General features: G+C 51.8%; 21 protein-coding genes. 7 read left to right on the forward strand and 14 right to left on the reverse strand.

Translation table 11 applies throughout. The features are described 5' to 3' along the window. Positions 1-195: 195 nt before the first annotated feature. From LG219_RS04130 to ssb, 3 genes are all read left to right on the forward strand, one after another. Positions 196-1,143, forward strand: a complete 948-nt coding sequence (locus LG219_RS04130) for a phosphotransferase (protein ID WP_226763278.1) — start codon at positions 196-198, stop codon at positions 1,141-1,143. Between the two features lie 391 nt (positions 1,144-1,534). Beyond that, positions 1,535-2,929 carry an MFS transporter gene (locus LG219_RS04135; RefSeq protein WP_226763279.1) on the forward strand — a complete coding sequence of 465 codons (1,395 nt, stop codon included), beginning with the start codon at positions 1,535-1,537 and terminating at the stop codon, positions 2,927-2,929. A 58-nt stretch (positions 2,930-2,987) separates the two neighbouring features. Then, entirely contained in the window at positions 2,988-3,503 is a 516-nt protein-coding gene (ssb, locus tag LG219_RS04140; RefSeq protein ID WP_226763280.1) for a single-stranded DNA-binding protein, read from the forward strand. 193 nt (positions 3,504-3,696) lie between these two features. On the opposite strand, the gene LG219_RS04145 is transcribed toward ssb, so the two are convergent. After that, positions 3,697-5,904: an OsmC domain/YcaO domain-containing protein gene (locus LG219_RS04145; protein ID WP_226763281.1), complete on the reverse strand. Its 2,208-nt coding sequence runs from the start codon at positions 5,902-5,904 to the stop codon at positions 3,697-3,699. 457 nt (positions 5,905-6,361) lie between these two features. Between LG219_RS04145 and LG219_RS04150 the strand changes: the two genes are divergently transcribed. From LG219_RS04150 to LG219_RS04160, 3 genes are all read left to right on the forward strand, one after another. Next, on the forward strand, positions 6,362-7,408 hold the full coding sequence (locus tag LG219_RS04150) for a sensor domain-containing diguanylate cyclase (protein WP_226763282.1): 1,047 nt from the start codon (positions 6,362-6,364) through the stop codon (positions 7,406-7,408). A 126-nt stretch (positions 7,409-7,534) separates the two neighbouring features. Then, complete coding sequence (gene hmpA, locus LG219_RS04155; protein WP_226763283.1) at positions 7,535-8,731, forward strand: NO-inducible flavohemoprotein; 1,197 nt, start codon at positions 7,535-7,537, stop codon at positions 8,729-8,731. Positions 8,732-8,765: 34 nt separating this feature from the next. Continuing rightward, the gene (locus LG219_RS04160; protein WP_226763284.1) at positions 8,766-9,134 is read left to right on the forward strand and encodes a DUF779 domain-containing protein; all 369 of its coding nucleotides are present in this window, start codon (positions 8,766-8,768) and stop codon (positions 9,132-9,134) included. 73 nt (positions 9,135-9,207) lie between these two features. Here the strand turns inward: LG219_RS04160 and LG219_RS04165 are convergent, their stop codons facing one another. The 9 genes from LG219_RS04165 to hdeA form a co-directional block, all read right to left on the reverse strand. Continuing rightward, positions 9,208-10,662: an NAD-dependent succinate-semialdehyde dehydrogenase gene (locus tag LG219_RS04165; RefSeq protein ID WP_250647181.1), complete on the reverse strand. Its 1,455-nt coding sequence runs from the start codon at positions 10,660-10,662 to the stop codon at positions 9,208-9,210. Beyond that, on the reverse strand, positions 10,649-11,935 hold the full coding sequence (gene gabT, locus LG219_RS04170; protein ID WP_226763285.1) for a 4-aminobutyrate--2-oxoglutarate transaminase: 1,287 nt from the start codon (positions 11,933-11,935) through the stop codon (positions 10,649-10,651). The genes LG219_RS04165 and gabT overlap by 14 nt, the downstream gene beginning before the upstream one ends. Before the next feature lie 132 nt (positions 11,936-12,067). Further along, the gene (locus LG219_RS04175) at positions 12,068-13,492 is read right to left on the reverse strand and encodes a gamma-aminobutyraldehyde dehydrogenase (RefSeq protein WP_226763286.1); all 1,425 of its coding nucleotides are present in this window, start codon (positions 13,490-13,492) and stop codon (positions 12,068-12,070) included. A gap of 41 nt (positions 13,493-13,533) precedes the next feature. Next, entirely contained in the window at positions 13,534-14,361 is an 828-nt protein-coding gene (locus LG219_RS04180) for an ABC transporter permease (protein ID WP_226763287.1), read from the reverse strand. After that, entirely contained in the window at positions 14,351-15,292 is a 942-nt protein-coding gene (locus LG219_RS04185; protein WP_226763288.1) for an ABC transporter permease, read from the reverse strand. Before LG219_RS04185 ends, LG219_RS04180 begins: the two co-directional genes overlap by 11 nt. Next, positions 15,289-16,296, reverse strand: a complete 1,008-nt coding sequence (locus tag LG219_RS04190; protein ID WP_226763289.1) for an ABC transporter ATP-binding protein — start codon at positions 16,294-16,296, stop codon at positions 15,289-15,291. Before LG219_RS04190 ends, LG219_RS04185 begins: the two co-directional genes overlap by 4 nt. A gap of 124 nt (positions 16,297-16,420) precedes the next feature. Further along, positions 16,421-17,569, reverse strand: a complete 1,149-nt coding sequence (locus tag LG219_RS04195) for an ABC transporter substrate-binding protein (RefSeq protein WP_226763290.1) — start codon at positions 17,567-17,569, stop codon at positions 16,421-16,423. A gap of 578 nt (positions 17,570-18,147) precedes the next feature. After that, positions 18,148-19,080 carry a LysR family transcriptional regulator gene (locus tag LG219_RS04200; protein ID WP_226763291.1) on the reverse strand — a complete coding sequence of 311 codons (933 nt, stop codon included), beginning with the start codon at positions 19,078-19,080 and terminating at the stop codon, positions 18,148-18,150. Between the two features lie 232 nt (positions 19,081-19,312). Continuing rightward, a complete protein-coding gene (hdeA, locus tag LG219_RS04205) occupies positions 19,313-19,645 on the reverse strand; it encodes an acid-activated periplasmic chaperone HdeA (RefSeq protein ID WP_221022221.1) in 333 nt (110 codons plus the stop codon). 316 nt (positions 19,646-19,961) lie between these two features. On the opposite strand from hdeA, the gene phnF reads away from it, so the two are divergent. Beyond that, a complete protein-coding gene (phnF, locus tag LG219_RS04210; RefSeq protein WP_226763292.1) occupies positions 19,962-20,672 on the forward strand; it encodes a phosphonate metabolism transcriptional regulator PhnF in 711 nt (236 codons plus the stop codon). Between the two features lie 3 nt (positions 20,673-20,675). Here phnF and LG219_RS04215 read toward each other — a convergent pair whose 3' ends face one another. The 4 genes from LG219_RS04215 to LG219_RS04230 form a co-directional block, all read right to left on the reverse strand. Next, the gene (locus tag LG219_RS04215; protein WP_226763293.1) at positions 20,676-21,020 is read right to left on the reverse strand and encodes a hypothetical protein; all 345 of its coding nucleotides are present in this window, start codon (positions 21,018-21,020) and stop codon (positions 20,676-20,678) included. Between the two features lie 210 nt (positions 21,021-21,230). Continuing rightward, positions 21,231-22,634 carry an FAD-dependent oxidoreductase gene (locus tag LG219_RS04220; protein WP_226763294.1) on the reverse strand — a complete coding sequence of 468 codons (1,404 nt, stop codon included), beginning with the start codon at positions 22,632-22,634 and terminating at the stop codon, positions 21,231-21,233. Then, positions 22,631-23,458, reverse strand: a complete 828-nt coding sequence (gene phnX, locus LG219_RS04225) for a phosphonoacetaldehyde hydrolase (protein WP_226763295.1) — start codon at positions 23,456-23,458, stop codon at positions 22,631-22,633. Before phnX ends, LG219_RS04220 begins: the two co-directional genes overlap by 4 nt. Positions 23,459-23,469: 11 nt before the next feature. Then, positions 23,470-24,603 (reverse strand): 2-aminoethylphosphonate--pyruvate transaminase, encoded by a 1,134-nt coding sequence (locus LG219_RS04230; protein ID WP_226763296.1) that lies wholly within the window; start codon positions 24,601-24,603, stop codon positions 23,470-23,472. Between the last annotated feature and the right edge of the window lie 179 nt (positions 24,604-24,782).

The following is a 24,782-nucleotide window of genomic DNA, read 5'->3' on the forward strand; positions in this document are numbered from 1 at the left end:
CTCTTTTGAAGCAGCGCACCAATTTAAGGGGACTTTAATCATCGCAAGGGCGGGGTGGTGCCGATCGATCGCTCATCGTTCTTTTGATCGGCGTTGCGATTGGGAGACCTTTTGATTAAAGCCCACGTTCACTGTCGAGATACGCAAGGCAATCAAGTAATATACCCTAAACCCATCTATTTGAGACTTCTTGCGATGGAAACTTCCGTCTATCAAGCGCCGGCATTGGCTTTTGCTGCACAAGCGGGCCTAGTTAATTTACAAGTGACACAAGAAATTCCGTCTTTTTATGGCCATGTCGTATTTTTGCAAGCCGAACAGGGTGAATTTGTCGTTAAGTTTTCTCGGCAAGCAGGGCGTTTGGCCTCTGAAATTGTGGCCTTGAATCGCTTACGCCCGCATAGTCTGTTGCCGATGCCCGAGGTTTTAGTGCATCGCGAGATTTTGGGCGAGCATGGCAAGCTCGACGCCTTGTTGATGCCGCGCTTATTGGGTATTCCAGCTTGGGAGTTGCCTAATCCTTTGCCAAATCCGACACCAACGGCGCAGCGGATTGTTGAGCAAATGTTGGCGTGGCATGCCGTGAGTGATGCGCGTGGCTTTGAACATGCCAATGGCGAATTCACCTTGGCATTTTTACCTGCTTTTGAATCGTGGACGCGGCCGTTGTTGGCTGGCTTGAATGCCGAGAATTCGCCGTTTTCTACTCAATTACGCAGCGCGTTTGCCAAGCTGTGGGCTGAGCGTGAACGCGTATTGGCGCCGATTACAGGGCCATCGTCACTGTGCCACGATGATCCGCACGCGTGTAATTTTTTATATGACGCCAGCGGCTTACCGATTGCTGCCATTGATCCGTGTGATGTGGCATTTCGCCATCGTGAGCAGGATATTTTTCATTTGGCGGATGCGTTTCCTGATTGGCGTTTATTGGAAAGCTATATCGAGCAGCAGCCATTAGCCGATGGCTTTGCGGCGCGGCGCTGGTTTTTTTCTTTGTGGGACGATGTAAAGCATAGCCAAAATGTCGCTTGGTACGATGCAACGTGGTTTGCAAATAAATTCGCACAATTGGCGCAAGTGGATGCCGATTTTCAAAGCGTGGCCGATGTCGCCAGTACCGCACATCCAGCATCAGCTTAAGCTTCAATTCTTGGCGATGGCGATGGCGATGGCGATGGCGATGGCTGCGGTGTACGCGGTGATAGCGCGGTGGTGTCGTTGAACGTTGGTGGCGGATGCTGCGTTACAAAGCGCTAGCGTAAAATGATGACGCGGCGCTGTGTGCTTGGCCTCAGACCAAAAGCCGCGTAAACGCGGCTGGCAAATCAAACGTCAACAGGCCTTAGGATATTAACCCATAGGTATTGAGCTGTAGGCTTTGAATTTAATGCGCTTTGGTGATATACCCTTTGAATATGGCTGGGCTTGATTTGGATACTCTGAAGGTATTCTTGATCAATCGCAAAGCAAACACTGCCATCCTGAGGCTGAGCTGTTAAAATCGATCCTCCTTTTGTTGATGTGGCTGCTGATGTCTGCTTCTCCTACTATGTCGGCGTTAGAATTACGCGCCGCCAGCAGCCTAGCTGGGCTGTATGCGCTTCGCATGCTGGGCATGTTTTTGATCTTGCCAGTGTTTGCCGTTTACGCCGGGCATTTACCCGGCGGTGAAAATCACACCATGGTCGGTTTGGCCTTTGGCGCTTATGGCTTAACGCAAGCCTTGTTGCAATTGCCGTTTGGCATGTGGTCGGATCGCGTTGGCCGCAAAAAAGTCATTTACATTGGCTTGGCCTTGTTTGCCGTTGGCTCGATCATGTGTGCCATGGCGGACCATATTGCGTGGCTGATTGTCGGGCGTGCAGTGCAGGGCGCAGGGGCGATTTCGGCGGCGGTCACTGCGCTATTGGCGGACTTAACCCGCGAAGAGCATCGCACCAAAGCGATGGCGATGATTGGCGCTTCGATTGCGTCAACCTTTGCTATTTCTCTGGTGGCCGCGCCCAAACTCGCCGAATGGATTGGCTTGCCGGGGATTTTCTTACTCACTGCCGGGCTGACGATTGCGGCCTTGGTGGGCGTGTGGAAAGTAGTCCCCAATCCGGCCGTGTCGCGCTTTCATTCAGATGCCGAAACCAATACCAGCCGCTTACCGCAAGTATTAAAAGACCCGCAATTACTGCGCTTAAATTACGGTGTTTTCGCGCTGCATGCCTCACAAATGGCGATGTTTACCGTGATGCCCTTGTTGCTCAATCAAATTGGTGGCATCGATGTGGCTCATCATTGGTGGGTGTATTTGCCGGTTGTGTTGATCGGCTTTGTGTTAATGGTGCCGGCGATTATTTATGGTGAGAAAAAAAATCACCTCAAAGAAGTGTTTTTATTTGCCATCGCCCTGATGTTTGTCGCGCAGCTGGGCATGACCTTGTGGATGCCGAGCTTAACGTGGATTGTGGTGTGGCTGGGGGTGTATTTTATTGCCTTTAATATTTTAGAAGCCACCCAACCGTCGTTGATTTCTAAAATCGCCCCCACCGCTGCCAAAGGCACTGCGATGGGCGTTTACAATACCTGCCAAGCGGCGAGTATGTTTATGGGCTCGGCTTTAGCTGGGTATTTATACCAAGAATTTCAAAGCCCAATGCCGGTGTTTGCGCTGTGCGCATTACTCATGGCCGTTTGGCTTTTAGTCTCTTGGGGAATGCAAGCGCCGCTGCCGGTTAAAACCAAAATGTGCCACATTGGTGAGCAATGGTCAGGCGATGTAGGGCGACTGTCTGCTAAACTAGGCGCCATTGACGGTGTAAAAGAAGCCGTGGTTTTGATCGACGAGCGTGTCGCCCTGCTCAAAGTGATGCAAGCGGGCTATGACGAAGCGGAAGTGGATCGACTCATCGCTGAAACCAATATCGCTACGACATAAATGATGCGGCGCATGGCGTCGTAAAAATTGAATTGATTTAAAAAACTGGAGCAAATAAATGGCCTCATTAAATAAAGTATTATTAATTGGTAATTTGGGTAAAGACCCAGAAACACGCTTTATGCCCAACGGCAACGCGGTATGTAATTTTTCGATTGCCACCACTGAAAGCTGGAAAGACAAGCAAACCGGCCAAAAACAAGAAAAAACCGAATGGCATAACATCAGCATGTATGGCCGCTTGGCTGAAATTGCCGGTCAATACTTAAAAAAAGGCAGCAGCGTGTATATCGAAGGTCGTTTGCAAACTCGCAAATGGCAAGATAAGCAAACCGGTGCTGATCGCTACACCACTGAAATTATCGCCGATGAAATGAAAATGCTCGGCGGGCGTGGTGATACTGGTGGTAACGCCGGTGGTGGTTACAACCAACAAGGCGGTGGCGATGATTTCAACCAAGAATACAGCGCCCCAGCCCAACAGCAACAACAAGCCCCACGCCAAGCACCACCACAAGCAGCTGCGAAACCGGCGCGTAATTTTGACGACTTTGAAGACGATATCCCGTTCTGAACCGAGTCGGTTTAGCGAGTCGTTAATTTAGCCATAAAAAATCCCCTCGAATGTTTTGAGGGGATTTTTTATGGCCAATCGATAGATGTCGCCAATATTTGCCGCTATCTATTTAACAGTTTATGCATGTATATGGCTGTAGCTATTATTTAATAATGCTTGCAGTCATATACCTATAGAATATGCCTAAGGCTTAAGCGTTTGACATTCCCGCTGCGGTTGCGCGTGCGGTGTGTAGTTTTTGGTAGCTGTCGATCACGCGCTGGTGGCGATCTAGCCCTTCTAGTTGCATGCTGGTCGGGGTTAAGCCGTAAAAGCGACTGGTGTCGTTGATTGAGGCGATGACGGCGTCGATCCTTTCGTTGCCAAACATGCGGCGAAAGTTAACCTCATAGTCGGCCAGTGCCATTTCATCGTCCATTTCAACTTCAAGCACCGCATTCATTGCTTGATAGAACAACACGCGATCCAGAGTGTTGTCGTTGTATTGCAAGAAAGCGCCGACCAGCTCATGCGCTTCAGGGTATTGATGCAAGGCCAGATGAATCAATAGTTTGAGTTCAAGTACGGTGAGTTGACCCCAGACGGTATTTTCATCAAAAGCAATGCCAATCAAGTCCGCAATCATCGAGTAATCGCCCAGCTCGTTGTCTTCTAAACGCTCCAGCAGGGCCACCAGACGCACATCGCTTAGGCGATGCAGGTTCAAAATATCTTCGCGGAACAGCAGTGCTTTATTGGTGTTGTCCCAAACTAGATCATCCACCGGATAAATTTCTGAATAGCCGGGGACCAAAATACGGCAGGCGGTGGCGCCCAAATCGTCATAGACCGCCATATAGGCTTCTTTGCCCATGTCGGCCAAAATGCCAAACAAGGTGGCCGCTTCATCGGCATTGGCGTTGTCGCCTTGGCTGGCGAAATCCCACTCCACAAATTCGTACTGCGCTTTGGCACTGAAAAAACGCCAAGACACAATGCCGCTCGAATCAATGAAATGCTCAACAAAGTTATTCGGTTCAGCCAGTGCTTGGCTTTCAAAGGTTGGGCGCGGCAAATCATTTAAGCCTTCAAAACTGCGGCCTTGCAGCAGTTCAGTCAGGCTACGTTCAAGCGCCACTTCTAAACTCGGGTGCGCGCCAAATGAGGCAAATACGCCGCCAGTGCGCGGGTTCATTAGCGTGACGCACATCACCGGATACACGCCGCCGAGCGACGCGTCTTTCACGATAACTGGAAAACCTTGCGCTTCGAGGCTTTGAATGCCCGCTAAAATGCTCGGGTATTTGGCAATCACTGCGGGCGGCACATCCGGCAGCGTGATTTCGCCTTCTAAAATCTCACGTTTGACGGCGCGCTCAAAGATTTCTGATAGGCATTGCACTTGCGCCTCCGCTAGCGTATTGCCGGCGCTCATGCCATTACTCACAAACAGGTTTTCGAGCAGATTACTCGGGAAATACACCGTTGCGCCGTCTGACTGGCGCACAAATGGTAAGCAGCAAATGCCGCGTGCGGTATTGCCGGAGTTGGTGTCAAACAGGTGTGAGCCGAGTAATTCGTCATCGGGGTTAAAAATCGGCAGGCAATAGTCATCAAGGATGTCTGTTGGCAATGCATTGTTGGGCCCAGGCTGAAACCAGCGCTCGCTCGGGTGATGCACAAACTGCGCATTGGCGATGTCTGTGCCAAAGAAATGCCCCGCGTAGAAAAAATTGCAACTGAGTCGCTCGATAAATTCACCCAAGGCCGAGGCCAAGGCGCTTTCTTTGCTCGCGCCTTTGCCATTGGTAAAGCACATGGGCGAGTGCGCGTCGCGGATATGCAGTGACCACACATTGGGCACAATATTGCGCCATGAGGCGATTTCAATCTTCATGCCGAGTTTGGCCAATAGGCCAGACATATTGGCGATGGTTTGCTCGAGCGGTAGATCTTTGCCAACGATATAGGTGGCGGCGTCCGCCTCTGGATTGAGCGTTAGCAAAGCTTGTGCATCGGCGTCGAGGCTTTCGACTTCTTCAATGACAAACTCGGGCCCGGTTTGCACCACTTTTTTGACCGTGCAGCGTTCAATCGAGCGCAAAATGCCTTGCCGATCTTTGGCTGAAATATCGGCGGGTAACTCAACCTGAATCTTAAAAATCTGCTGATAGCGGTTTTCTGGGTCAACAATATTGTTTTGCGATAGACGAATATGCTCGGTCGAAATGCCGCGTGTTTCGCAGTACAACTTGACAAAATACGCCGCGCACAACGCCGATGACGCCAAAAAGTAGTCGAACGGTCCCGGTGCTGAGCCGTCGCCCTTATAGCGGATGGGCTGATCGGCCACGACGGTGAAGTCATCGAACTTGGCTTCAAGACGAAGCTTATCGAGAAAGTTAACCTTAATTTCCATGGAAGAGTTCCTTAAATAGCGCATAGTGATTTAGGCCGCATTATCCGGATTTTTGCTGCCCTAGTCCTGCGCTTCGCAGTAATACCGCTCACTGGCTAGGTCAAACTGAAAGCCAATCGAAGTTTTGAGCAGATTGTTCGCTGATCGCCGTTGTGGATTGCTTTGCAACGAATGCATTGAAAAATGAACGATTTTAAGCCGATGATGGTCAATGCACTGACTGAACGTCGATGGGCTGGCGTATTGCATTGCGATATTTGTGTTTGTTTTGCCGACTTGTAAGCTATTGGCTTGTTTTTTGTAATGGCTAATGATTGAATGCCCGATCTTAATTGTAAAAATTAAGCATTCATTGATTTAGCACCTTGCATTGTGAAATACGCGGGCATCATTTTTAGTTGTTACCGTTGATCGAGTTACTATTTCATTTATTGATTAATTGAGTCTTGGAGTTTGCATGTTATCCGCCCCCATCCCGAGTAATGAAGACGATAGAATTGCTTCATTGCGTAAGATGTTATTGCTGTCTACGCCCGATGAAGAGGGGTTTGATCGCGTCGTGCGCATGACCAAGCGGGTGTTTAATGTGCCGATTGTTTTGGTGTCGCTCATTGATGAAAACCGGCAATGGTTTAAGTCGTGCATGGGCTTGCCGGTGAGAGAAACTGGGCGGGATATTTCTTTTTGTGGCCATGCCATTCTGGGCGATGATTTATTTGTGATTCCCGATGCGCGCCAAGATATTCGTTTTGCCGATAATCCGCTGGTGCTGGATGCGCCTTACGTTATTTTTTATGCCGGTCGGCCGTTAAAAAATGCCGATGGGCATAATGTCGGTACCTTATGCATTATTGATCACAGCCCACGTGAGCTCTCTGACGATGAGCGCTGTTGCCTGAAGGATTTAGGTAGCTGGGTCGAGCAAGTATTTTTAACCCGAGAGCTGAGCGAATCGCAGCAAATGATGTTCGACGAGTTATGTGAAGTCAAACGCGCTTCGTTGCTCGATCCTTTACTCAATATTTGGCATCGTGGTGCCATTATGGATTTGCTTAAGCGCGAAATGGCGCGCGCTGGGCGCAGTCATATGCCTTTGGCTTTGATGATGGTGGATGTGGATTATTTTAAACACATTAACGATGAGTACGGCCATCCGGTCGGTGATCAGTTATTGATTGAATTTGTGCGAATGATTAAGTTTTGCTTACGTTCTTATGATCATTTAGGTCGCTATGGCGGCGATGAATTTATTATTGTCTTGCCCGATATCCAGCATGAACATGCGATTGAAAAAGCCAATGCGATTTTGCGTTTGATTCAAAATTCGCCCTTATTGATCAATCAGCAATCGATTGTTATGTCGGCCAGCATTGGCTTGGCCACCATGGCGGCCGAGGCATCATGCAGTGCGAATGATTTCATTCAGCGGGCCGATGATGCCTTATTGCTGGCCAAAAAGCAGGGCCGAGGGCGAGTTGAAATCGCTCAATCAGTCAAACACTAAAGCATAAATCCTTATATTTAGTCTTGCGATGGATGGTCTCGGAAAAATACCGCAGTGCCGTGTCTTTTCTTATGCTTATAAATATGTATAATAAATGCATCTTTATGAACTGATGTAGGAATAACCATGCTTGATTTGACTGATCGTGATTTAGTTCGTGCCACCGCGCCGATTCTTAAACAGCATGGGGTGGCGCTCACCACGCATTTTTATGCACGTATGTTTCAGCATAATCCTGAACTCAAGCAGATTTTTAACGAAGGTAATCAGCAGTCTGGTGCCCAGCAACAAGCCTTGGCGATGGCGGTGGCGGCGTATGCCGAACACATCGATAACCCCAGCGTATTAGCGCCAGTACTCACGCGCATTGCCAATAAACACATTAGTTTGGGCATTCGCCCTGAGCATTATCCGATTGTCGGCCATCATTTATTGGCTTCGATCCGTGAGGTGTTGGGCGCTGCGGCCACCGATGAGTTGATTGCCGCTTGGGCGGCCGCTTATGGCCAACTGGCTGATGTGCTGATCGCCGAAGAAGCGCAATTGTATGCCGCAGCGGCATTTAAAAACGGCGGTTGGACCGGCTGGCGCGGTTTTGTGGTGGCAAAAAAAGTAGTCGAAAGCAGTGAAATCACGTCATTTTATTTGCGCCCAGCCGATGGCGGCACCGTGCCGGATTATTTGCCAGGGCAATATATTTCGGTGCGGATGTTTGTGCCTGAATGGCAATTGATGCAGCCACGGCAGTACAGTTTGTCGGATGCGCCGGGGCAAGATTATTTGCGCATTTCAGTCAAGCGTGAGCAAAACCAGCAAATCATCGGCCAAGTCTCGAACCTATTGCACAGCACGATTGAAGTGGGCGATGTGATTGATGTGGCACCACCGGCCGGCGATTTTGTCTTGCATACCGAGCGCAGTGGCCCTGTGGTATTGATGAGTGGTGGCGTTGGGATTACCCCGATGATGGCGATGCTGCAGCATTTGCATGCCACAGGCAGTGCGCGCCAAGTGAGCTTGATTCATGCTTGCCGCAATCCGGAAGTGCATGCTTTTAAACAGCAGGTGCAGCAATTGACTGCAGCCAAGGCTAATTTCGCCGCGACGGTGTTTTATGATCAAGCCGATCCCGCAGCCAGCCATCACCTTGGCCCAATTGATTTGGCCAAGCTCGCTGATCGGGTGATTTTGCCGGATGCCGATTATTATTTGTGTGGCCCTTTGGCGTTTATGCAGGCACAGATTAAATCGCTGCAGGCATTGGGTGTACAGAGTGAACGAATTCATGCCGAAGCATTTGGCACGGGCGGCGTGAGCGTTTAATTGACGCAGCGCTAAAGCCGTATTTTCCCAGCGCATGACTGCAAAACGCCATGCGCTGCAGTTAATTGATTCGCTAGCGCAGCGCTATGGTGCTTTGTTGTTTCATCAATCGGGCGGCTGCTGTGATGGCAGCGCACCGATGTGTTTTTCGCGTGCTGAGTTTCAGGTTGGCGCTGGCGATGTATATCTGGGCGATATTGGCGCTGCGCCGTTTTATATGAGTGCTTCGCAGTTTGAATACTGGCAGCACACGCAATTAAACATCGATGTGGTGGCAGGAATGGGCGGGATGTTTTCTTTAGAAAGTGGCACCGGCCGCCGATTTTTAACGCGTTCTCGCTTGTTTACTGATGATGAATGGCAATGGCTGACTGCGCATCCAGTGACATTTGCAGCGGATTAACTGGTTAAAAAAAACCATCAGGGCTTACTGGTCCTGATGGTTTTTTGGGTTAATTCAAGTGCTTTTTAGCGACTTACAAGCCAGCAATACATAGATATTTGAGTTCAACATAATCATCGAGACCAAAGCGCGAGCCTTCTCGGCCTAGACCGGATTGTTTGATGCCGCCAAATGGGCCGACTTCATTCGAGATTAAGCCGGTATTGATGCCCACCATGCCGGACTCCAGCGCTTCGGCAACGCGGAAAATTCGGCCAATATCGCGGCTATAAAAATACGCAGCTAAGCCAAACTCGGTGTCATTGGCCAAATCAATCGCTTCGCGCTCGTTGTAAAAACGAAATAGCGGTGCCACCGGGCCAAAGGTTTCCTCGTGGGCGATTTTCATCGCGGTGGTGACATGGCTGAGCAAAGTCGGTTGGAAAAAACGGCCACCTAAAGCATCCAGACCGCCGCCGAGCAAGAGCTGTGCGCCATGCTCGAGTGCATCGCTCAGGTGTTCTTGGACTTTAGCAATCGCTTTATCGTCAATCAAAGGTCCGAGCATGACGTCTGAATCCATGCCATTGCCCACTTTGAGGGCTTGCATTGCGACGCGCAGCTTGTGGCTAAATTCGTCATACACCGCATCGTGCACCAATATCCGGTTGGCACAGACGCAGGTTTGTCCGGCATTTCTAAATTTGGCAATCATCGCCCCGGCCACTGCGGCATCCAGATCTGCATCTTCAAACACAATAAATGGCGCATTGCCACCCAGCTCTAACGACACTTTTTTAATGGTAGCGGCGCATTGCGCCATTAAGGCTTTGCCGACGACAGTGCTGCCAGTGAAGCTGAGTTTTCGCACAATTGGATTACGCGTGAGCTCGCCACCGATGTCGCTGGCCTTACCGGTAATCACATTAAACACCCCAGCCGGAATGCCGGCGCGTAATGAGAGCTCGGCCATGGCCAAAGCGGTGAGTGGCGTTTGGCTGGCGGGTTTAACCACCATGCTGCAGCCCGCAGCCAGCGCTGGTCCGGCTTTACGCGCAATCATGGCGGCGGGGAAATTCCACGGGGTAATCGCTGCTGTTACGCCAATGGCTTGGCGGAGGACCAAAATGCGTTTATCCGCTTGTGGATGCTGCAACACATGGCCATCGAGCCGCTTGGCTTCTTCGGCAAACCATTCGATAAAGCTGGCGGCATAGGCGATTTCGCCTTTGGCTTCGGCCAAGGGTTTGCCTTGCTCGGCGGTCATGATTTTGGCGAGATCGGTTTGATGCTGCATGAGTAAATCAAACCAGCGGCGCAAGATAATCGATCGCTCTTTGCCCGACCGCGCGCGCCATTCGATTTGTGCCGCTTGCGCAGCAAAAATGGCGCGTTGCGTCTCAGCAACGCCCATGCAAGGCACCAAGGCCACTAGCGAATTATTCGCCGGATTAGTCACGGCCAGCGTAGCGCCATCGTCGGCCGATTGCCACAGCCCGTCGATCAGTGCGTGTTCGCGCAGCAGGGTTGGATCATCAAGTTGCAACATCGGTATTCCCCTTTAGTGCCGCTTCTAAAATATCCAGCGCTTCAGCAAAGACCGTGTCTTCGATGGTCAGTGGAAATAAAAAGCGGATTACATTGGCGTAAGTACCACAGCTTAGCAGAATTAAACCTTGAGCTAAGGCGTGCGCTTGAATGGCCTTGGTTTTGGCAACGTCAGGCTCACCGGTTGCGGGGTCAATTAATTCTATGGCCACCATCGCACCCAAGCCACGGATTTGCGCGATCTGCGGCACGGCGCTGGCGATGATTTGCAAGCGCGCTTGGAGTCGATCACCGAGTTGATTGGCGCGCAGATTGAGTTGTTCTGTCTCGATCACATCTAATACCGCGTGTGCGGCGGCAATGGCCAGTGGGTTGCCAGCATAGGTGCCACCTAGGCCACCTGGGCTGGGTGCGTCCATGATTTCGGCGCGGCCACACACGGCGGATAATGGGTAACCGCCGGCTAATGATTTGGCCAGCGTCATTAAATCGGGCAATACATCGTAATGCTGCATCGCAAACCATTGTCCGGTGCGGGCAAAGCCGGTTTGGATTTCATCGGCAATTAGCAAAATACCGTGTTGATCGCACAATTGCCGCAGCGCGCGTAGCCAATCTGGCGGCGCAATATAAAAGCCGCCTTCGCCTTGCACCGGCTCAAAAATAATCGCCGCCACGCGCTGCGGATCGACATCGGCTTTAAACAGCTCATTGAGTCTTTGCAGCGATTGCTCGATGCTCACGCCGTGTAAATCTTGTGGAAAAGGCGCGTGATACACCTCGCCGGGGAAGGGGCCAAAGCCGACTTTATACGGCGTGACTTTACCGGTTAGCGCCATGCCCATCATCGTTCGGCCATGAAAGCCGCCGGTAAAAGCAATCACCGCGCTGCGACCTGTGGCGGCACGGGCGATCTTGATTGCGTTTTCGACTGCTTCTGCGCCGCTAGAAAAAAAAGCGGTTTTTTTGGCGTGCGTCCCCGGTGTTAAAGCATTAATGCGTTCCGCTAACGCAATATACGATTCATACGGCACAACTTGATAACAGCTATGGGTAAAGGCGGCGAGTTGCTTTTGCACTGCGGCGCTGACAGTGGGGTGGCAGTGCCCGGTATTGAGCACCGCAATGCCGCCGGCAAAATCAATAAAACGGCGACCTTCCACATCCCACAGCTCGGCATTGAGTGCGCGTTCAATAAAAAATGGCGCCATCACGCCCACGCCGCGCGGTGTGGCCGCAGCTTGGCGTTGGCGCAGGGTTTGATTGTTACTCATCGCGATCTCCTAGTTCTTACCTATGGGTATTGCTTTGTTGGCTTTATAAAATATGGCTTAGATGGATATACCTGATGGATTATTTTGATGTTGAGCACGCCATTCGTATCGCGCACCGCCATGCTGTTTGATTCACAGCTTCACCATCACATGACGCACACAGCTGTAGTCTTCCAGCGCATACATCGACAAGTCTTTGCCATAGCCAGATCGTTTCATGCCGCCGTGCGGCATTTCACTGACCAACATAAAGTGCGTATTGACCCAAGTGCAGCCGTATTGCAGTTTGGCGGCAAATTGCATGGCATGGCTCACATCGCGCGTCCAGACCGAGCTGGCCAAGCCATAATCGGAGTCATTGGCCCAAGCGAGCGCTTGTTCTGGCTCGGTAAAGCGGGTGATCGACACCACCGGGCCAAAGACTTCGCGGCGCACGATTTCATCGTTTTGCAAAGCGCCGGCAATGACGGTCGGCTGGTAAAAAAAGCCACGCCCTTCAACCGCTCGCCCGCCAGCGGTGACTTCAATATGCGGCAATTGCGCGGCGCGTTCGACAAAGCTGGCGACGCGGCTGCGTTGTCGCTCGGAAATCAGCGGCCCCATTTCAACGCCGTCTAAATGCTGCTCGCCGTACTTGATGCTGGCGACCGCACTGGAGAGCTCAGCGACGAGTTTGTCGTAGATTTTGGCGCCGGCATAAATGCGGCACGCTGCGGTGCAGTCTTGTCCGGCGTTGTAATAGCCAAAATTGCGAATCGCTGCGACCACGGCGTCTAAGTCCGCGTCGTCAAAAACAATCACTGGCGCTTTGCCGCCCAATTCAAGATGGGTGCGTTTCACCGTTTTGGCTGCGGCTTCCAAAAACCGCCCGCCGGTTGAGACGTCGCCAGTTAATGAAATCATGCGCACTGCGGGGTGGTTAATTAGCGGACTGCCAACGCTATCGCCACGGCCAGTAATCACGTTGACCACGCCGGGCGGCAAGATTTCAGCGATCAGTGTCGCTAATTTGAGCGTAGTGAGCGGCGTTTGCTCTGAGGGCTTGATCACCACCGTATTGCCAGCGGCAATCGCTGGCGCGATTTTCCATGCGGCCATCATCAGTGGGTAATTCCACGGCGCGATACTGGCAACAACGCCTAAAGGATCGCGACGAATCATGCTGGTAAATCCGGGTAAATATTCGCCCGCTAACGCGCCGTGTTGATTGCGAATCGCGCCAGCAAAAAAACGAAACACATCGGCAACCGCGGGGATTTCATCATTGAGCGCCGCCAAATAGGGCTTGCCACAGTTGAGCGACTCTAAGCGAGCAAATTCGCTGGCCGTCGCCTCAACGCGCTCGGCCAATCGCAGTAACAGCATGCTGCGATCTTTGGGCACCATCAGCGCCCAATGGGGAAAGGCGGCATTGGCGGCTGACACGGCGGCTTGGATTTGCTCTAAAGACGCCTCGGCAATGCGCTCGATGACTTCACCGGTGGCGGGATTGAGAATCTCTTCAACAGCACCTTCGCCAAGCTGAAACTGTCCATTGATGAGTAATTGTTTATTCATCGCGCTATCTCCTGTGGGGCGGATTGTGGTTGCTGGCCGCATTATTTACTGGCACCGGCGGTGTCTTCAGTGCCTTGGGTTAATCGCCAAGCCAATAAAATCGGCAGGGTGGTGAGCAACATAATGCCCAGTGCCACAACATTGGTGACTGGCACATCGCGAGGACGCCCCAGCTGATTGAGTAGCCAAATCGGTAAGGTTTGTTGTTGGCCCGCGGTAAAGGTGGTGACGATAATTTCGTCAAAGCTCAAAGCAAAAGCCAGCACCGCACCGGCGAGTAAAGAGGTTGCGAGTTGCGGCAGTAACACATAGCGAAAGGTTTGCCAGCCATCGGCACCTAAATCCATCGACGCTTCGATGAGGCTATACGCGCTACGGCGCAGGCGAGCGACGACATTGTTATAAATCACCACCACGCAAAACGTAGCGTGGCCGATGGCGATGGTCCAAAAGCCGGTTTCGATATCGGCTAAACGAAAGGCGGAAAGCAGCGCAATCCCCGTCACAATGCCGGGCAGCGCAATCGGCAAAATCAGCACCAGCGTAATGGCTTCTTTACCAAAGAAATTACGGCGGTATAGCGCTGCAGCCGCCATTGTGCCTAGCACTAAGGCCGATACGGTAGCGATGAGTGCAATCTGAATCGACAGCCAAACTGCATCGAGTAAATCGCTGCGCTCGCTAGCGGCAATAAACCAGCGCAAAGTAAATCCTTGCAAAGGAAAGCTAAACGCTGATTCTTCGGTATTAAACGCATACAGCGCGACCATGATGATCGGAAAATGCAAAAAGAAAATACCGCCAACTGCCAGTGTGGTTAACCACCACGGCGCACGAGGGGTATTGGTATCTGTGGGATTAAAGCGCATCAAAAGCTCCTAAGCGGCGGGCGATGGTCAGGTAGAGCGCAATAATCAACACCGGAACGACGGTAAACGCGGCGGCCAGCGGCATATTGCCAATCGAGCCTTGCATCGTATACACCATGGTGCCGATGTATAAACCCGATGGGCCAATCAATTGTGGAATGATGTAATCGCCCAGCGTGAGGCTAAACGTAAAAATCGAACCGGCGACAACGCCAGGAAACGCCAATGGCAAAATCACCGTGAAAAACGTTTGCCGTGGTGTGGCGCCTAAATCGGCGCTGGCTTGGATTAAATTGGCGGGAATGCGCTCGATGGATGCCTGAATCGGCAAAATCATAAAAGGCAGCCAGATATAGGTGAATACGGTGAAACGCCCTAGATTGGACGTCGACAAAGAGTTGCCACCGATGCTGGGTAGCGCCAATAAGGCATCGATGACGCTGCTTAAACCCAGCTGGTTATAAAACCAGTACACCACGCCGCCCTTGGCCAAAATCACTGTCCACGCATAGGCTTTAACGATATAGCTCGCCCACATCGGCAGCATTACCGCCACATACATCGCGCCTTTTTGCCAGCCTTTGGCGTAGCGCGCCATATAGTAGGCAATCGGAAACCCCAAAATGGCCGCCGCCAAGGTCACCGCACACGCCATTACCAAAGTACGCAGTACCACGTCGTAATTGGCTGCATCAAATAGCGCTTGGTAGTTGGCCAAGGTCAATTGCTGCGTGACGGCCATCGTGAAGTCATCAAAGGTATAAAAACTTTGCCATAACAAGGCCAGCAAAGAGCCTAAATAGACAATGCCAAACCAAGCCAAGGGCGGCAAAAGCAGCACCAGCAACAGTAGCTTGGGTTGGCGCCAAAATAAATCTGAGAGCTGGCGTAATGGCATCCATTGGTTTGGGAATTGAGTTGGGCTGCTCATGATGCGGCCTCGTTGAGTAAAACCATGCTGTGCTTAGGCCAATGCACGGTGAGCGCGCTGCCGATTGCTGGAATAACGGCGCTATCGTTCGCCAGCGTGACCCAAACGCGCTCGCCGCTACTGACTTGCAAAGCCAAACGGCTGCTCGCACCAAGGTAATGAATGTCGGCCACTTGGCCAATTAATTGTGGCTCGCTGGTGCTGGCGCCAAGGCGAATTTGCTCTGGGCGCACCGCAAATGGCTGCGTCGCCCCTGTGATTTGCTCGGCCAGTGCGCCGCGAATGACATTGGCTGTGCCGACAAAATCAGCGACAAACACAGTTTTGGGTTGGGAATACAGCATTTTTGGCGTATCAATTTGCTCGATTTTGCCTTGATTAAAAACCGCTACCCGATCGGACATCGACAAGGCTTCACCTTGATCGTGGGTGACATAAATAAACGTAATGCCCAGTTGTTTTTGTAACGCTTTGAGCTCCGACTGCATTTGCTCGCGTAGTTTTAAATCGAGCGCGCCCAATGGCTCGTCAAGTAATAACACCCGGGGTTGATTAACTAAGGCGCGGGCGAGCGCCACACGCTGGCGCTGTCCGCCTGACATTTGGCCGGGTTTTCTGGCGCCAAATCCGCCCAGCGCCACCATCTCTAAAGCGGCTTCGGCTTGCCGATAGCGCTCCGCTTGGCCAATGCCTTTGACTTTGAGCCCGTAGGCGACGTTATCGAGGATATTCATATGTGGAAACAGCGCATAGTCTTGAAATACGGTGTTGACGTCACGCCGATAGGGCGGCAAACCTTGCGCGCTCACGCCGTGAATGAAGATGGCTCCGGCACTGGCTTGCTCAAAGCCGGCAATCAGTCGTAAACACGTGGTTTTGCCTGAGCCAGAAGGCCCGAGCATTGAGAAAAACTCGCCATCCATGATTTGTACGCTGACCTCATCGACCGCGCGCACGCCGCCAAAATGACGACTCACCTGCTGAAATTCGACGGCAATGTGCATATTTTGTCCTTGCGGGTGGCGCAGCCCGATGCGCCGCCGCGTGTATCGGGCGGCGAATGGTGCACCATCCATTGAAAAAACCAGCGAGGCGCTCGGCTTGCCTAACAAGCCGAGTCATAGCGCGCTAACGACCGCCCATAATGGCGATGTAGTCTTTGGTCCAGCGGCTATAAGGGACGCATTGCGTTTGGCTGCGGCATTGCGCTTGAGGTGTTTTCCAAAAAGCGATTTGCCCAAAACGCTCAAAGCCATTGCTTTTACAAAAATCACTGCCGCCGGGGGCTTTTTCGGTACAGGCTTTGCTCACCACCGGATTTGAGCCAAACCATTCGGCCAAGCCCGATTGCAGTTTTGGATTGAGTGAATGCGCCATCCATTTGTAAGCACAGCTAATGTTTTTTGCTTCGCTATGCAGCATGGTGGTATCGGCCCAGCCGGTAGCGCCTTCTTTGGGAATCACCGCTGCGATCGGGAATTTTTCTCCCTGCAGTGCATTGATTTGGTAGCCCCAAGCGCTACTGGCGGCTATGCCTTCGTTTTTAAAATCATTCATTTGTACGGTGACATCGTGCCAATAGCGATGACTAAGCTGCTTTTGTGCGCGCAGTAATTTGAGCACTGCTTGGTATTGTTTTTCATTGAGCTCGTACGGATCTTTAATGCCTAAGGCTGGATTTTTCTGCATTAAATACAGCGCGGCATCGGCGATATAAATGGCGCCGTCGTAGGCTTGAATTCGGCCTTTATTGCTTTTGCCATCGGGGAGTTTTTGCTCTTCAAATACCACTGACCAGCTGTCTGGCGCTTTGCCCGCAAATATTTTGCTGTTATAGGCCAAGAAATTCGCGCCCCATTGATAAGGCACCCCATAGTGTTTGCCATCAACGGTATGCCAAGCGCCATTGCTTAAACGCGGATCGAGCGTATTCCAGTTGGGAATCAGCGCGGGATTGATTTCTTGGACTTTCTTCCCGTAAATCAGTCGCAAACTGGCGTCGCCTGAGGCGGTGACTAAATCGTAACCGCCTTGATTCATTAAGCTGACCATTTCATCGGAGGTGGCGGCGGTTTTTACGCTGACTTTACAGCCGGTTTCTTTTTCAAACTGCGTCACCCAATCGTATTTTTTATCCGACTCGCCGCGCTCGATATAACCGGGCCAAGCAATGATATTGAGCTTGCCTTCGGGTTTACCCAAGCTGCTTGGTGGATTGGCAATGGTGAATGAGCTGGCGACTAATAGGCTGATAGCAATCGGGCTAAACCGTTTCATGATGGCGCTCCAAGAGGTGGTTAACTGATTGTAGGCAATGCCTGGGGCGCGACTAGTTGGCATTGCCAATCGACACTATCGAAAAAACCGATAGCGTGGCTGGCCATATTGGGGTTGCGGCAGCGGCAAATGAGTCAGCGCGGCTTGGCAGGGTGGTTTTGCATCGCGAATGCGGTAGCTGCTCGGCGTTGGTCTTGAGGCTAATGCATCAATTCAAAGTCAATTGCGGTGTATTGCTCGCAAGGTTGAAGTGAATTAGTTTTTAATTTTTTATTGGGTATATAGATCTAGCTTTTGATATGTATTACTTCTATTGATATACCTGCAATATATTTAGGTTTGGTTTTAGCGTAGTGATCGGCTGATCTTGCTGGCGTGGGCAATGCTTGGCTTTCGCTGTGCGGAGTTGTTGGGCGTTAAACTGCCGTGTTGCGCTGCGTAATGCCCGCCGTAGCGGCAGGGGGTGCTTAGTGCTGTGCCATCGATTTATTAGAACGCACAGCAGCAGAATTCTTTTTTTTGGATTGCAAAGTGCCAAGTCGATACTGCAAATCAATGTGGAATCAATGCAACAGACCCTAGGACGGATCAATCCGCGCGGCAGGTAGCCCGCGAGAGCGGGCGAATTCTCTGGCAATCAGTAAGAAATTTTGTGCCGCTTCAGACAGCGGGCTACCACGTCGCCATGCCACACCGATTTCAAGCACCGGCATGCTCTCTTGAATCGGCCGCACCTCCAGCCGATCACCATCTAATGACCATGGCCGATACAGCATTTCGGGCAAAATCGATAAACCCGCCCCGGTGGCCACCAAGCTACGTACTGCTTCGACCGATTGCGTTCGCATGGCCACGCGCGGCTTTAATCCAGCGGCGCGCCAAAACGCGGTGGTGTTGTCGTCAAGCTCATCGAGCTTGAGCATAATCATCGCTTCATTGGCGATTTCTTTTAAATTAATGCTCCCCAGCTCTAATAGCGGGTGATTGCTAGGCAGCCAAATTCGCCACGGCGCAACTTGTAATACTTCGACTTCCAGTGCCAAGCGGTTTTCGATATTGGACGTCAGCACAATGGCGAGATCCAGCTCGCCATTCACTAGCAAATGCTCGAGATAACCACGTTCGTCTTCAACAATACGCACTTCGACCTTGGGCAAAGTGCGGCGAAAACGATCGAGTAAATACGATAAAAAATACCCCGACATTAAACCGGTTACGCCCAGATTAAGCTGGCCAGTCATCGCATCGGGCCGCGCATTGAGCGCTTGTTGCGCGTTACGCACCACCGCCAAAATTTCATGCGCATGGCGCAAAAATTGATGCCCAGCATGGGTCAGCACCATGCCGCGCGCATGACGCTGAAACAGTGGCACGCCCAAATCGGCCTCGAGTGATTTAATCGCTTCGGTAATCACCGATTGAGAAATATTCAGTGTTTGCGTTGCGCGGGTCACCGACTCCGCTTCGGCCACTGCAATAAAATACCGAACATTGCGAAACGAAAAACTCATCTTGTCCCCAAGCAGCGTGAAGGGTTGGCGTGTTTCAAACGGGTATCGCTCAAACGTTGTGAGCATGATGCTATCACAAGCACTTTATGCCGCTGGGCTGGCTTGGCAAGTTGGGTCAGTCGCGATAAATTTTGTCGTAAATTTGGCCTAGTGGCGGCCATAAAAAAAGCCAGACAAAATCTGGCTTTTTTTGCAGTGCGATTACGATGACTATTGCGATGACATATCGCGATTACATATCGGCTTTGACTTTCGCCCAGCTAGATTTTACTTTGCTCCAGAACGACGATTTAGGATCTTTTTTGCATTCTTGAATCACCATTGGCACAATTTTTTCAATGCCATCGACGTCCATCACTGAATCAACCGGTTTGTTTTTCTTATTAAAGCCTTCAGCAAAATACACCGCTTTAGGCTGATAGCTTTCATCGATAGCGAGAAAGTCTTCGCACATCCATTTAGACACGGGTTTTTTGGCACTCGCCGTACTGCTGGCGGTGGCCGCAACAGCGCCTTGTGCAGCAATAGCGATTAATACCGCAGCAGTGAGGGTTAGTTTTTTCATCGCAACATCCTTATTTAAAAAAAGAAATATTCAGCAACAAAGTTCATCGAAAAGGGCAGACCAGAAACGGGCGCTGCCTGCCTGTAGACTAGACGATGGGCGGCGATAGCGTCGTGAAAATGTGATTTTTACCCGTTTAAGCGCTTGGCTAAGCAAAAAAATCGCAGTCTGAGCGACTGGATTGCTTCTGTGCGATGGGCTGCCACTTTGGGTGGATGACAGCGCGTGGTTAAAAATCGACGATGGTGTTGTCATTTTTGTTTCGTCTAGACGTCATCTTCGCACCGTATAATGGCGCAGACTGAAGAGGATAACTATGCCAAAGACGCCGCCTAAATGGCAACAAATTGCCACCTTGCTGGCTGAAGAAATCGCCCAAAAAACCTTACGCGGCCAATTGCCGGTGGAGCCGATCTTGGCGCAGCGCTTTGCCGTGAACCGGCATACTGTACGCCGTGCGGTGCAAGCTTTAGAAAGCCAAGGCTTGGTGCGGATCGAACAAGGGCGCGGCACTTTTGTGCAAGAAGATTTAATTGATTATCAAATGGGACGGCGTGGGCGCTTTTCGCACAGCTTGGCAGCGCAAAGCTTGAGTGGCGCAAGCCAAATTTTACGCAGTGACGTCATCATTGCCAGTGATGAGGTGTGCCAGCAACTCGAAATTGCCGCCGGTAGTGAAGTGTTAAAAATCGAAGCGCTGGATTTTGTTGCCGAACAAGTGGTTGGCGTTTGCACCGAATACCTGCCTTTGCCACGCTTTGCTGGTTTTAATCTGCTGCTGGCCGAGCATGGCGCGATGAGTGAAGCGTTGCGCGCCGCTGGTGTTGCCAGTATGAACAGAAAATCGTCCAAAATTACTGCCCGAATTCCGCGCGCTGAAGTCGCCGCGCAATTGGCGCAACCCAAAAGCCAGCCGGTACTGTATGTCGAGAGTGTTTATCAAGACGATCACGGGCAAGTGATTGAATACGGCATCACGCGGTTTGCCGCCAATGCGATTCAATTGGTGATTACGCCAGAAATATAATTCCTAACGCGGGATTTTCATCGACCAATACGCCAAAGCCCAAACGCCATACATCGCAATAAAATAAGCGGTAATGAGCTTGATGGTCAGCGCCAAATGGCCGGCCAAACTCGCGCTTGGCCAACTGGCGGTGACGGTATTCACCGCGATTAAAATCAGCACCGACAGCGCCAATTGCCATAAAAACAACCAGCGATAGGCTATGCCATTGGCATTGCGATAAGCAAACCCAGCTGGATCAGCGCGCTGGATTTCGACATACGCCGGAATGATCAAATACCAAAACAGCTGGCGAATAATCGGTTGATCCCAGTGGGTGACGATGGTTTTGGCGGTAGTAAGATTCATGATCTGTCTGTGGGTGCAAAGTCAGCTCGAGTGTGCCACAGGCCTTGCCGCAACGCTTGCTTTAGCGCAACTTCCGCGTGCGCAAACTCCGTTTGCCCCCTCTGTATGGGTATATTGCCATGAGTATTGAATACAATGCGATGGCAGTAAATACCCCGGTAGGGTGTGCAAATCGTTAAGATTTGCTCACGCGGTAGATCCATGGGTGATTTAGGCTTTGTCCGACTTTCCGGCGGCGTTGGCAAAGCGGGCGAGGATTTTGTCAAAAAACATCGGGCGTTGATCGTTGTCTTCGCAGGCTTCTTTGCGGCGGATGGCGTTGCGTACCAACATACTGCCTAGCCAGCGTATTGGCTCGGGCGGAAAGTAACCCAGTGGCCCACTGACCAAGGCGCATTGCGCCCAACCGTCTTTTTCCCCTCGCACCATACTGCTTAAAATTTGCCCGCCCAAATAGCACGTGCTCACGCCGTTGCCAGAATAACCAAAGCCGTAGCAAATATTGGGCTGTTGATCCAGATAGCCAAAAAACGGCAAACCGGTGACGGAACGATCGGACGCACCATTCCACGAGGCGGCAATTGGCACCTCAGCCAAACGCGGGAAAAAGTCGTGCAGCGTTTGTTTTAGCTGGTTTTGGTAGCGGCTAGCTTGGTCAAATTCGGCGAGCATTTTGCCGCCAAAAGCAAAGGTATTGCCGCCTTTGCCCAGCATTAAACGGCCATCGCTGGTGCTGCGATAGTAATGAACAAATATCCGCGAATCGCAAATCGCCGCGCCATGCGTGAGGCCAAGCGCTTGGATTGCTTCGGGGCAGGGCTCGGTAATCACCATATCGGACGACACAATCGCAATGCTGCGCGCAAATTGGCGGAACTGGCTGGCCATCCACGCATTCATCGCCAACACCACTTGCTGGGCAACCACTTCGCCATCGGTGGTGATCACGCGCGCAGGCTGGCCGTATTCAATGCGCTGCATGGCGGTGTTTTCATAAATCAGCACACCCAAGGATTCGGCAACGCGCGCCATGCCGCGTACCAACAGTCCCGGATGCACGCTGCCCGCAATTGGCGAAAATTCTCCGGATAAATGCCGAGTTGAACCGGCGATTTTTTGTACTTCATCGCGCGGTAAGGTCTGCCAGCTATTGATGTCATGCGCGTTGAGCGCCGCCAATACGCCATCCATACTGCCGCTTTGTGCGCGATTAGTGGCGGTATACAGCGCGCCGTCAATACGCAGATCGGCTTGCAGCTGATACTGCGCACAAAAGTCCCGAATCGCGTAAACAGCGGCTTCTGAGGCTTTGACAATTTTGACGGCTTCAGCGGCACCAAATAGCCGCGTCAGCGTGCTTAATTTGGGGGCTAAAGTTAGCACGCAACCGCCATTGCGCCCCGATGCGCCACTGCCGCACAGGCCTTTGTCGATGATGACAATCTGCAGCTCGGGCTGCTGTTGTTTGAGTAAAATCGCCGTCCACAAACCGGTATAGCCGCCGCCGACAATGCACACATCAGCGTGGCGCTTGCCATTCAAGCTTGGCCGTGGCGGGCGGTTTTCTTGCGCTAGCGCGTCGGCAAACCACCAAGGTTGAAAAGTCTCACTCATGGCCGCTGGCCTTGGGCTAATGCGTGTTCGATTTGCGTGATCACGCTAGGTAAATCAGCGATGCTGTCGATGACAAAATGCGCGCCAGCGGCGCTGAGTTTGGCCGTGGCTTGTTCGCGCAACGGCGCTTGCTCGCTGGGCGTGAGCGCCAGCCATTCTTTTTCTGTGAGGCCAACTTCATTGCCGCTAATGGCTAAACCGACGGTCCACATGCCCGCGTTTAAACCCTCAGCAATGCCCGGCACGGTGTCGTCGACTTTAACGCAGGCGGCAACATGGCTGATGCCGAGCTCAATCACATTGGCCAGCGCCATCCATGGCCCCGGGCGTGCGCCGGCTTTAAGGTCATCGGCAGCAACGGTGTAATCGGGGGTAAAGCCGTATTGCGTAGCGATTGGCTGTAACGCGTTCATCACTGCGCGTGGGTAGCCGGTGCAACTGCCGATTTTAAGGCCGCGCTCACGCAATTGGTTAATGGTGCTGATGGCGCCAGTGATCGGTCGCGAAAACTCGCCCACATGCGCAATTTGCAGCGGCATAAACAGCGCATAAATCTGGTCCACGTCGGCGTCGTTCATGTCGCGACCATATTGAGCTTGCCAGCGCGCAGCTACGCTTGGCATTTGGCCAACGGCTTTGATGTGATCCCACTTGGCTAAGCCCATTGGACCCCGTGCTTCGGCCATGGTGAGCGTGATGCCACATTGCGCAAAAGCTTCAACCAAGACTTGGGTGGGGGCGAATGAGCCAAAATCGAGCACGGTGCCAGCCCAATCAAAAATAACCGCTTGCAAAGGACCGGTATAAGCGTGTGTGTTGAGCATGTTGGATTTCCTTATTGGATAGTTGAGTGATTAGGTTGGCTGTTTAACCAACCCAATTGAGTGAGGACGTCGATGATGGCGTGCGCGGCTTGTTGCAACTGCGCGGGGTCAATGGCGCCAATGCAGCCAACGCGAAAGGTTTCTACCGTGGTGAGTTTGCCCGGATAGAGTAAAAATCCGCGCTGGCTCATTGCTTGATAAAAAGCGGCAAATTGATATTCGGGATGGCGCGGTGCGTGGAAGGTCAAAATAATTGGCGCTTGTAACTCTGGCGCTAAAAATAAAGCTAAACCGGCTTGGCCTAATGCGCTGATTAATACGTTGGCATTGGCGGTATAGCGCGCCAAGCGAGTAGGGCGGCCGCCTTCAGCTTGATACTGGTCAATCGCGGCGCGTAATGCCGCCACCACATGAGTCGGCGGCGTAAAGCGCCATTGCCCTGTGCGCTGTAAATAATCGTATTGATCAGCCAAATCGAGCGCCAGCGATGGACTATTGCCATGGGCTAGCGCGATGGCGCTGGTTTTGGCAATCACAAAACCCATGCCGGGAACGCCTTCTAAACATTTGCCCGAGGCGGCGATGAGCGCGCAAATCGGCATCTGTGCTAAATCAATGTCCAGCGCGCCAAATGACGACATCGCATCCACAATCAGCTCAGCGCCATGGCCGGCGACGATGTCGGCGATCTCGCTTAAGGGGTTTAAAAGGCCGGTGGCGGTTTCGCAATGAATCAGGCCCACGTAACCAATGCTGGGATCAGCGCTCAGCGCCGCATCGAGCGCAGTTGGATCGACAGGCACGCCGTCTGGCCAGCGCAGTGTCGCGACATTTAAGCCGATTTTCTGCGCGATTTTATGCATTCTTTGCCCGTAAGCACCGTTGTCGAGCACCAGTATTTTGCTGCTCTTATTTACCAGCGTGCCGATAGCCGCTTCAACGGCAAAAGTGCCCGAGCCTTGCAATGGAATGCAGCAGTGCTGCGCTTGGCCGTTGGCAATCGCCAATAGATCAGCGCACACTGATGCGGTTAGGGCGTTAAAGTCGCCATCCCATGAGCCCCAGTCTTTGAGCATTGCGGTGCGCGTTGCCAAGCTGGTGCTCAGTGGCCCGGGGGTGAGTAAGATTTTTTCTTGGCGCATCATAGTCCTTTCATCTAGATGAATTTTTATCCCCGAAAAAAGCGCATAAAGCGCTGGGGTATTGCTGTGTGATTAATATTTAATAAAGCTGGTAGTTAAATACCTACTGGTTCTGATCAGGTGTTAATGCTGGTTAAAGCATCGCGGCATTCCCTCTCCCTTGATGGGAGAGGGTTAGGGTG

Source organism: Deefgea salmonis, from assembly GCF_020531905.1.
Lineage (GTDB): Bacteria > Pseudomonadota > Gammaproteobacteria > Burkholderiales > Chitinibacteraceae > Deefgea > Deefgea salmonis.

Excerpts from the sequence above, each read along its gene's own strand:
- gabT (WP_226763285.1), bottom strand. The coding sequence starts at position 11,935 with ATGAGTAACAATCAAACCCTGCGCCAACGCCAAGCTGCGGCCACACCG.
- LG219_RS04130 (WP_226763278.1), top strand. The coding sequence starts at position 196 with ATGGAAACTTCCGTCTATCAAGCGCCGGCATTGGCTTTTGCTGCACAA.
- LG219_RS04165 (WP_250647181.1), bottom strand. The coding sequence starts at position 10,662 with ATGTTGCAACTTGATGATCCAACCCTGCTGCGCGAACACGCACTGATC.
- LG219_RS04215 (WP_226763293.1), bottom strand. The coding sequence starts at position 21,020 with ATGAATCTTACTACCGCCAAAACCATCGTCACCCACTGGGATCAACCG.
- LG219_RS04220 (WP_226763294.1), bottom strand. The coding sequence starts at position 22,634 with ATGAGTGAGACTTTTCAACCTTGGTGGTTTGCCGACGCGCTAGCGCAA.
- LG219_RS04150 (WP_226763282.1), top strand. The coding sequence starts at position 6,362 with ATGTTATCCGCCCCCATCCCGAGTAATGAAGACGATAGAATTGCTTCA.
- hmpA (WP_226763283.1), top strand. The coding sequence starts at position 7,535 with ATGCTTGATTTGACTGATCGTGATTTAGTTCGTGCCACCGCGCCGATT.
- LG219_RS04145 (WP_226763281.1), bottom strand. The coding sequence starts at position 5,904 with ATGGAAATTAAGGTTAACTTTCTCGATAAGCTTCGTCTTGAAGCCAAG.
- phnF (WP_226763292.1), top strand. The coding sequence starts at position 19,962 with ATGCCAAAGACGCCGCCTAAATGGCAACAAATTGCCACCTTGCTGGCT.
- LG219_RS04180 (WP_226763287.1), bottom strand. The coding sequence starts at position 14,361 with ATGCGCTTTAATCCCACAGATACCAATACCCCTCGTGCGCCGTGGTGG.
- LG219_RS04185 (WP_226763288.1), bottom strand. The coding sequence starts at position 15,292 with ATGAGCAGCCCAACTCAATTCCCAAACCAATGGATGCCATTACGCCAG.
- LG219_RS04230 (WP_226763296.1), bottom strand. The coding sequence starts at position 24,603 with ATGATGCGCCAAGAAAAAATCTTACTCACCCCCGGGCCACTGAGCACC.
- LG219_RS04190 (WP_226763289.1), bottom strand. The coding sequence starts at position 16,296 with ATGCACATTGCCGTCGAATTTCAGCAGGTGAGTCGTCATTTTGGCGGC.
- LG219_RS04160 (WP_226763284.1), top strand. The coding sequence starts at position 8,766 with ATGACTGCAAAACGCCATGCGCTGCAGTTAATTGATTCGCTAGCGCAG.
- LG219_RS04135 (WP_226763279.1), top strand. The coding sequence starts at position 1,535 with ATGTCTGCTTCTCCTACTATGTCGGCGTTAGAATTACGCGCCGCCAGC.
- LG219_RS04200 (WP_226763291.1), bottom strand. The coding sequence starts at position 19,080 with ATGAGTTTTTCGTTTCGCAATGTTCGGTATTTTATTGCAGTGGCCGAA.
- LG219_RS04195 (WP_226763290.1), bottom strand. The coding sequence starts at position 17,569 with ATGAAACGGTTTAGCCCGATTGCTATCAGCCTATTAGTCGCCAGCTCA.
- ssb (WP_226763280.1), top strand. The coding sequence starts at position 2,988 with ATGGCCTCATTAAATAAAGTATTATTAATTGGTAATTTGGGTAAAGAC.
- hdeA (WP_221022221.1), bottom strand. The coding sequence starts at position 19,645 with ATGAAAAAACTAACCCTCACTGCTGCGGTATTAATCGCTATTGCTGCA.
- LG219_RS04175 (WP_226763286.1), bottom strand. The coding sequence starts at position 13,492 with ATGAATAAACAATTACTCATCAATGGACAGTTTCAGCTTGGCGAAGGT.
- phnX (WP_226763295.1), bottom strand. The coding sequence starts at position 23,458 with ATGCTCAACACACACGCTTATACCGGTCCTTTGCAAGCGGTTATTTTT.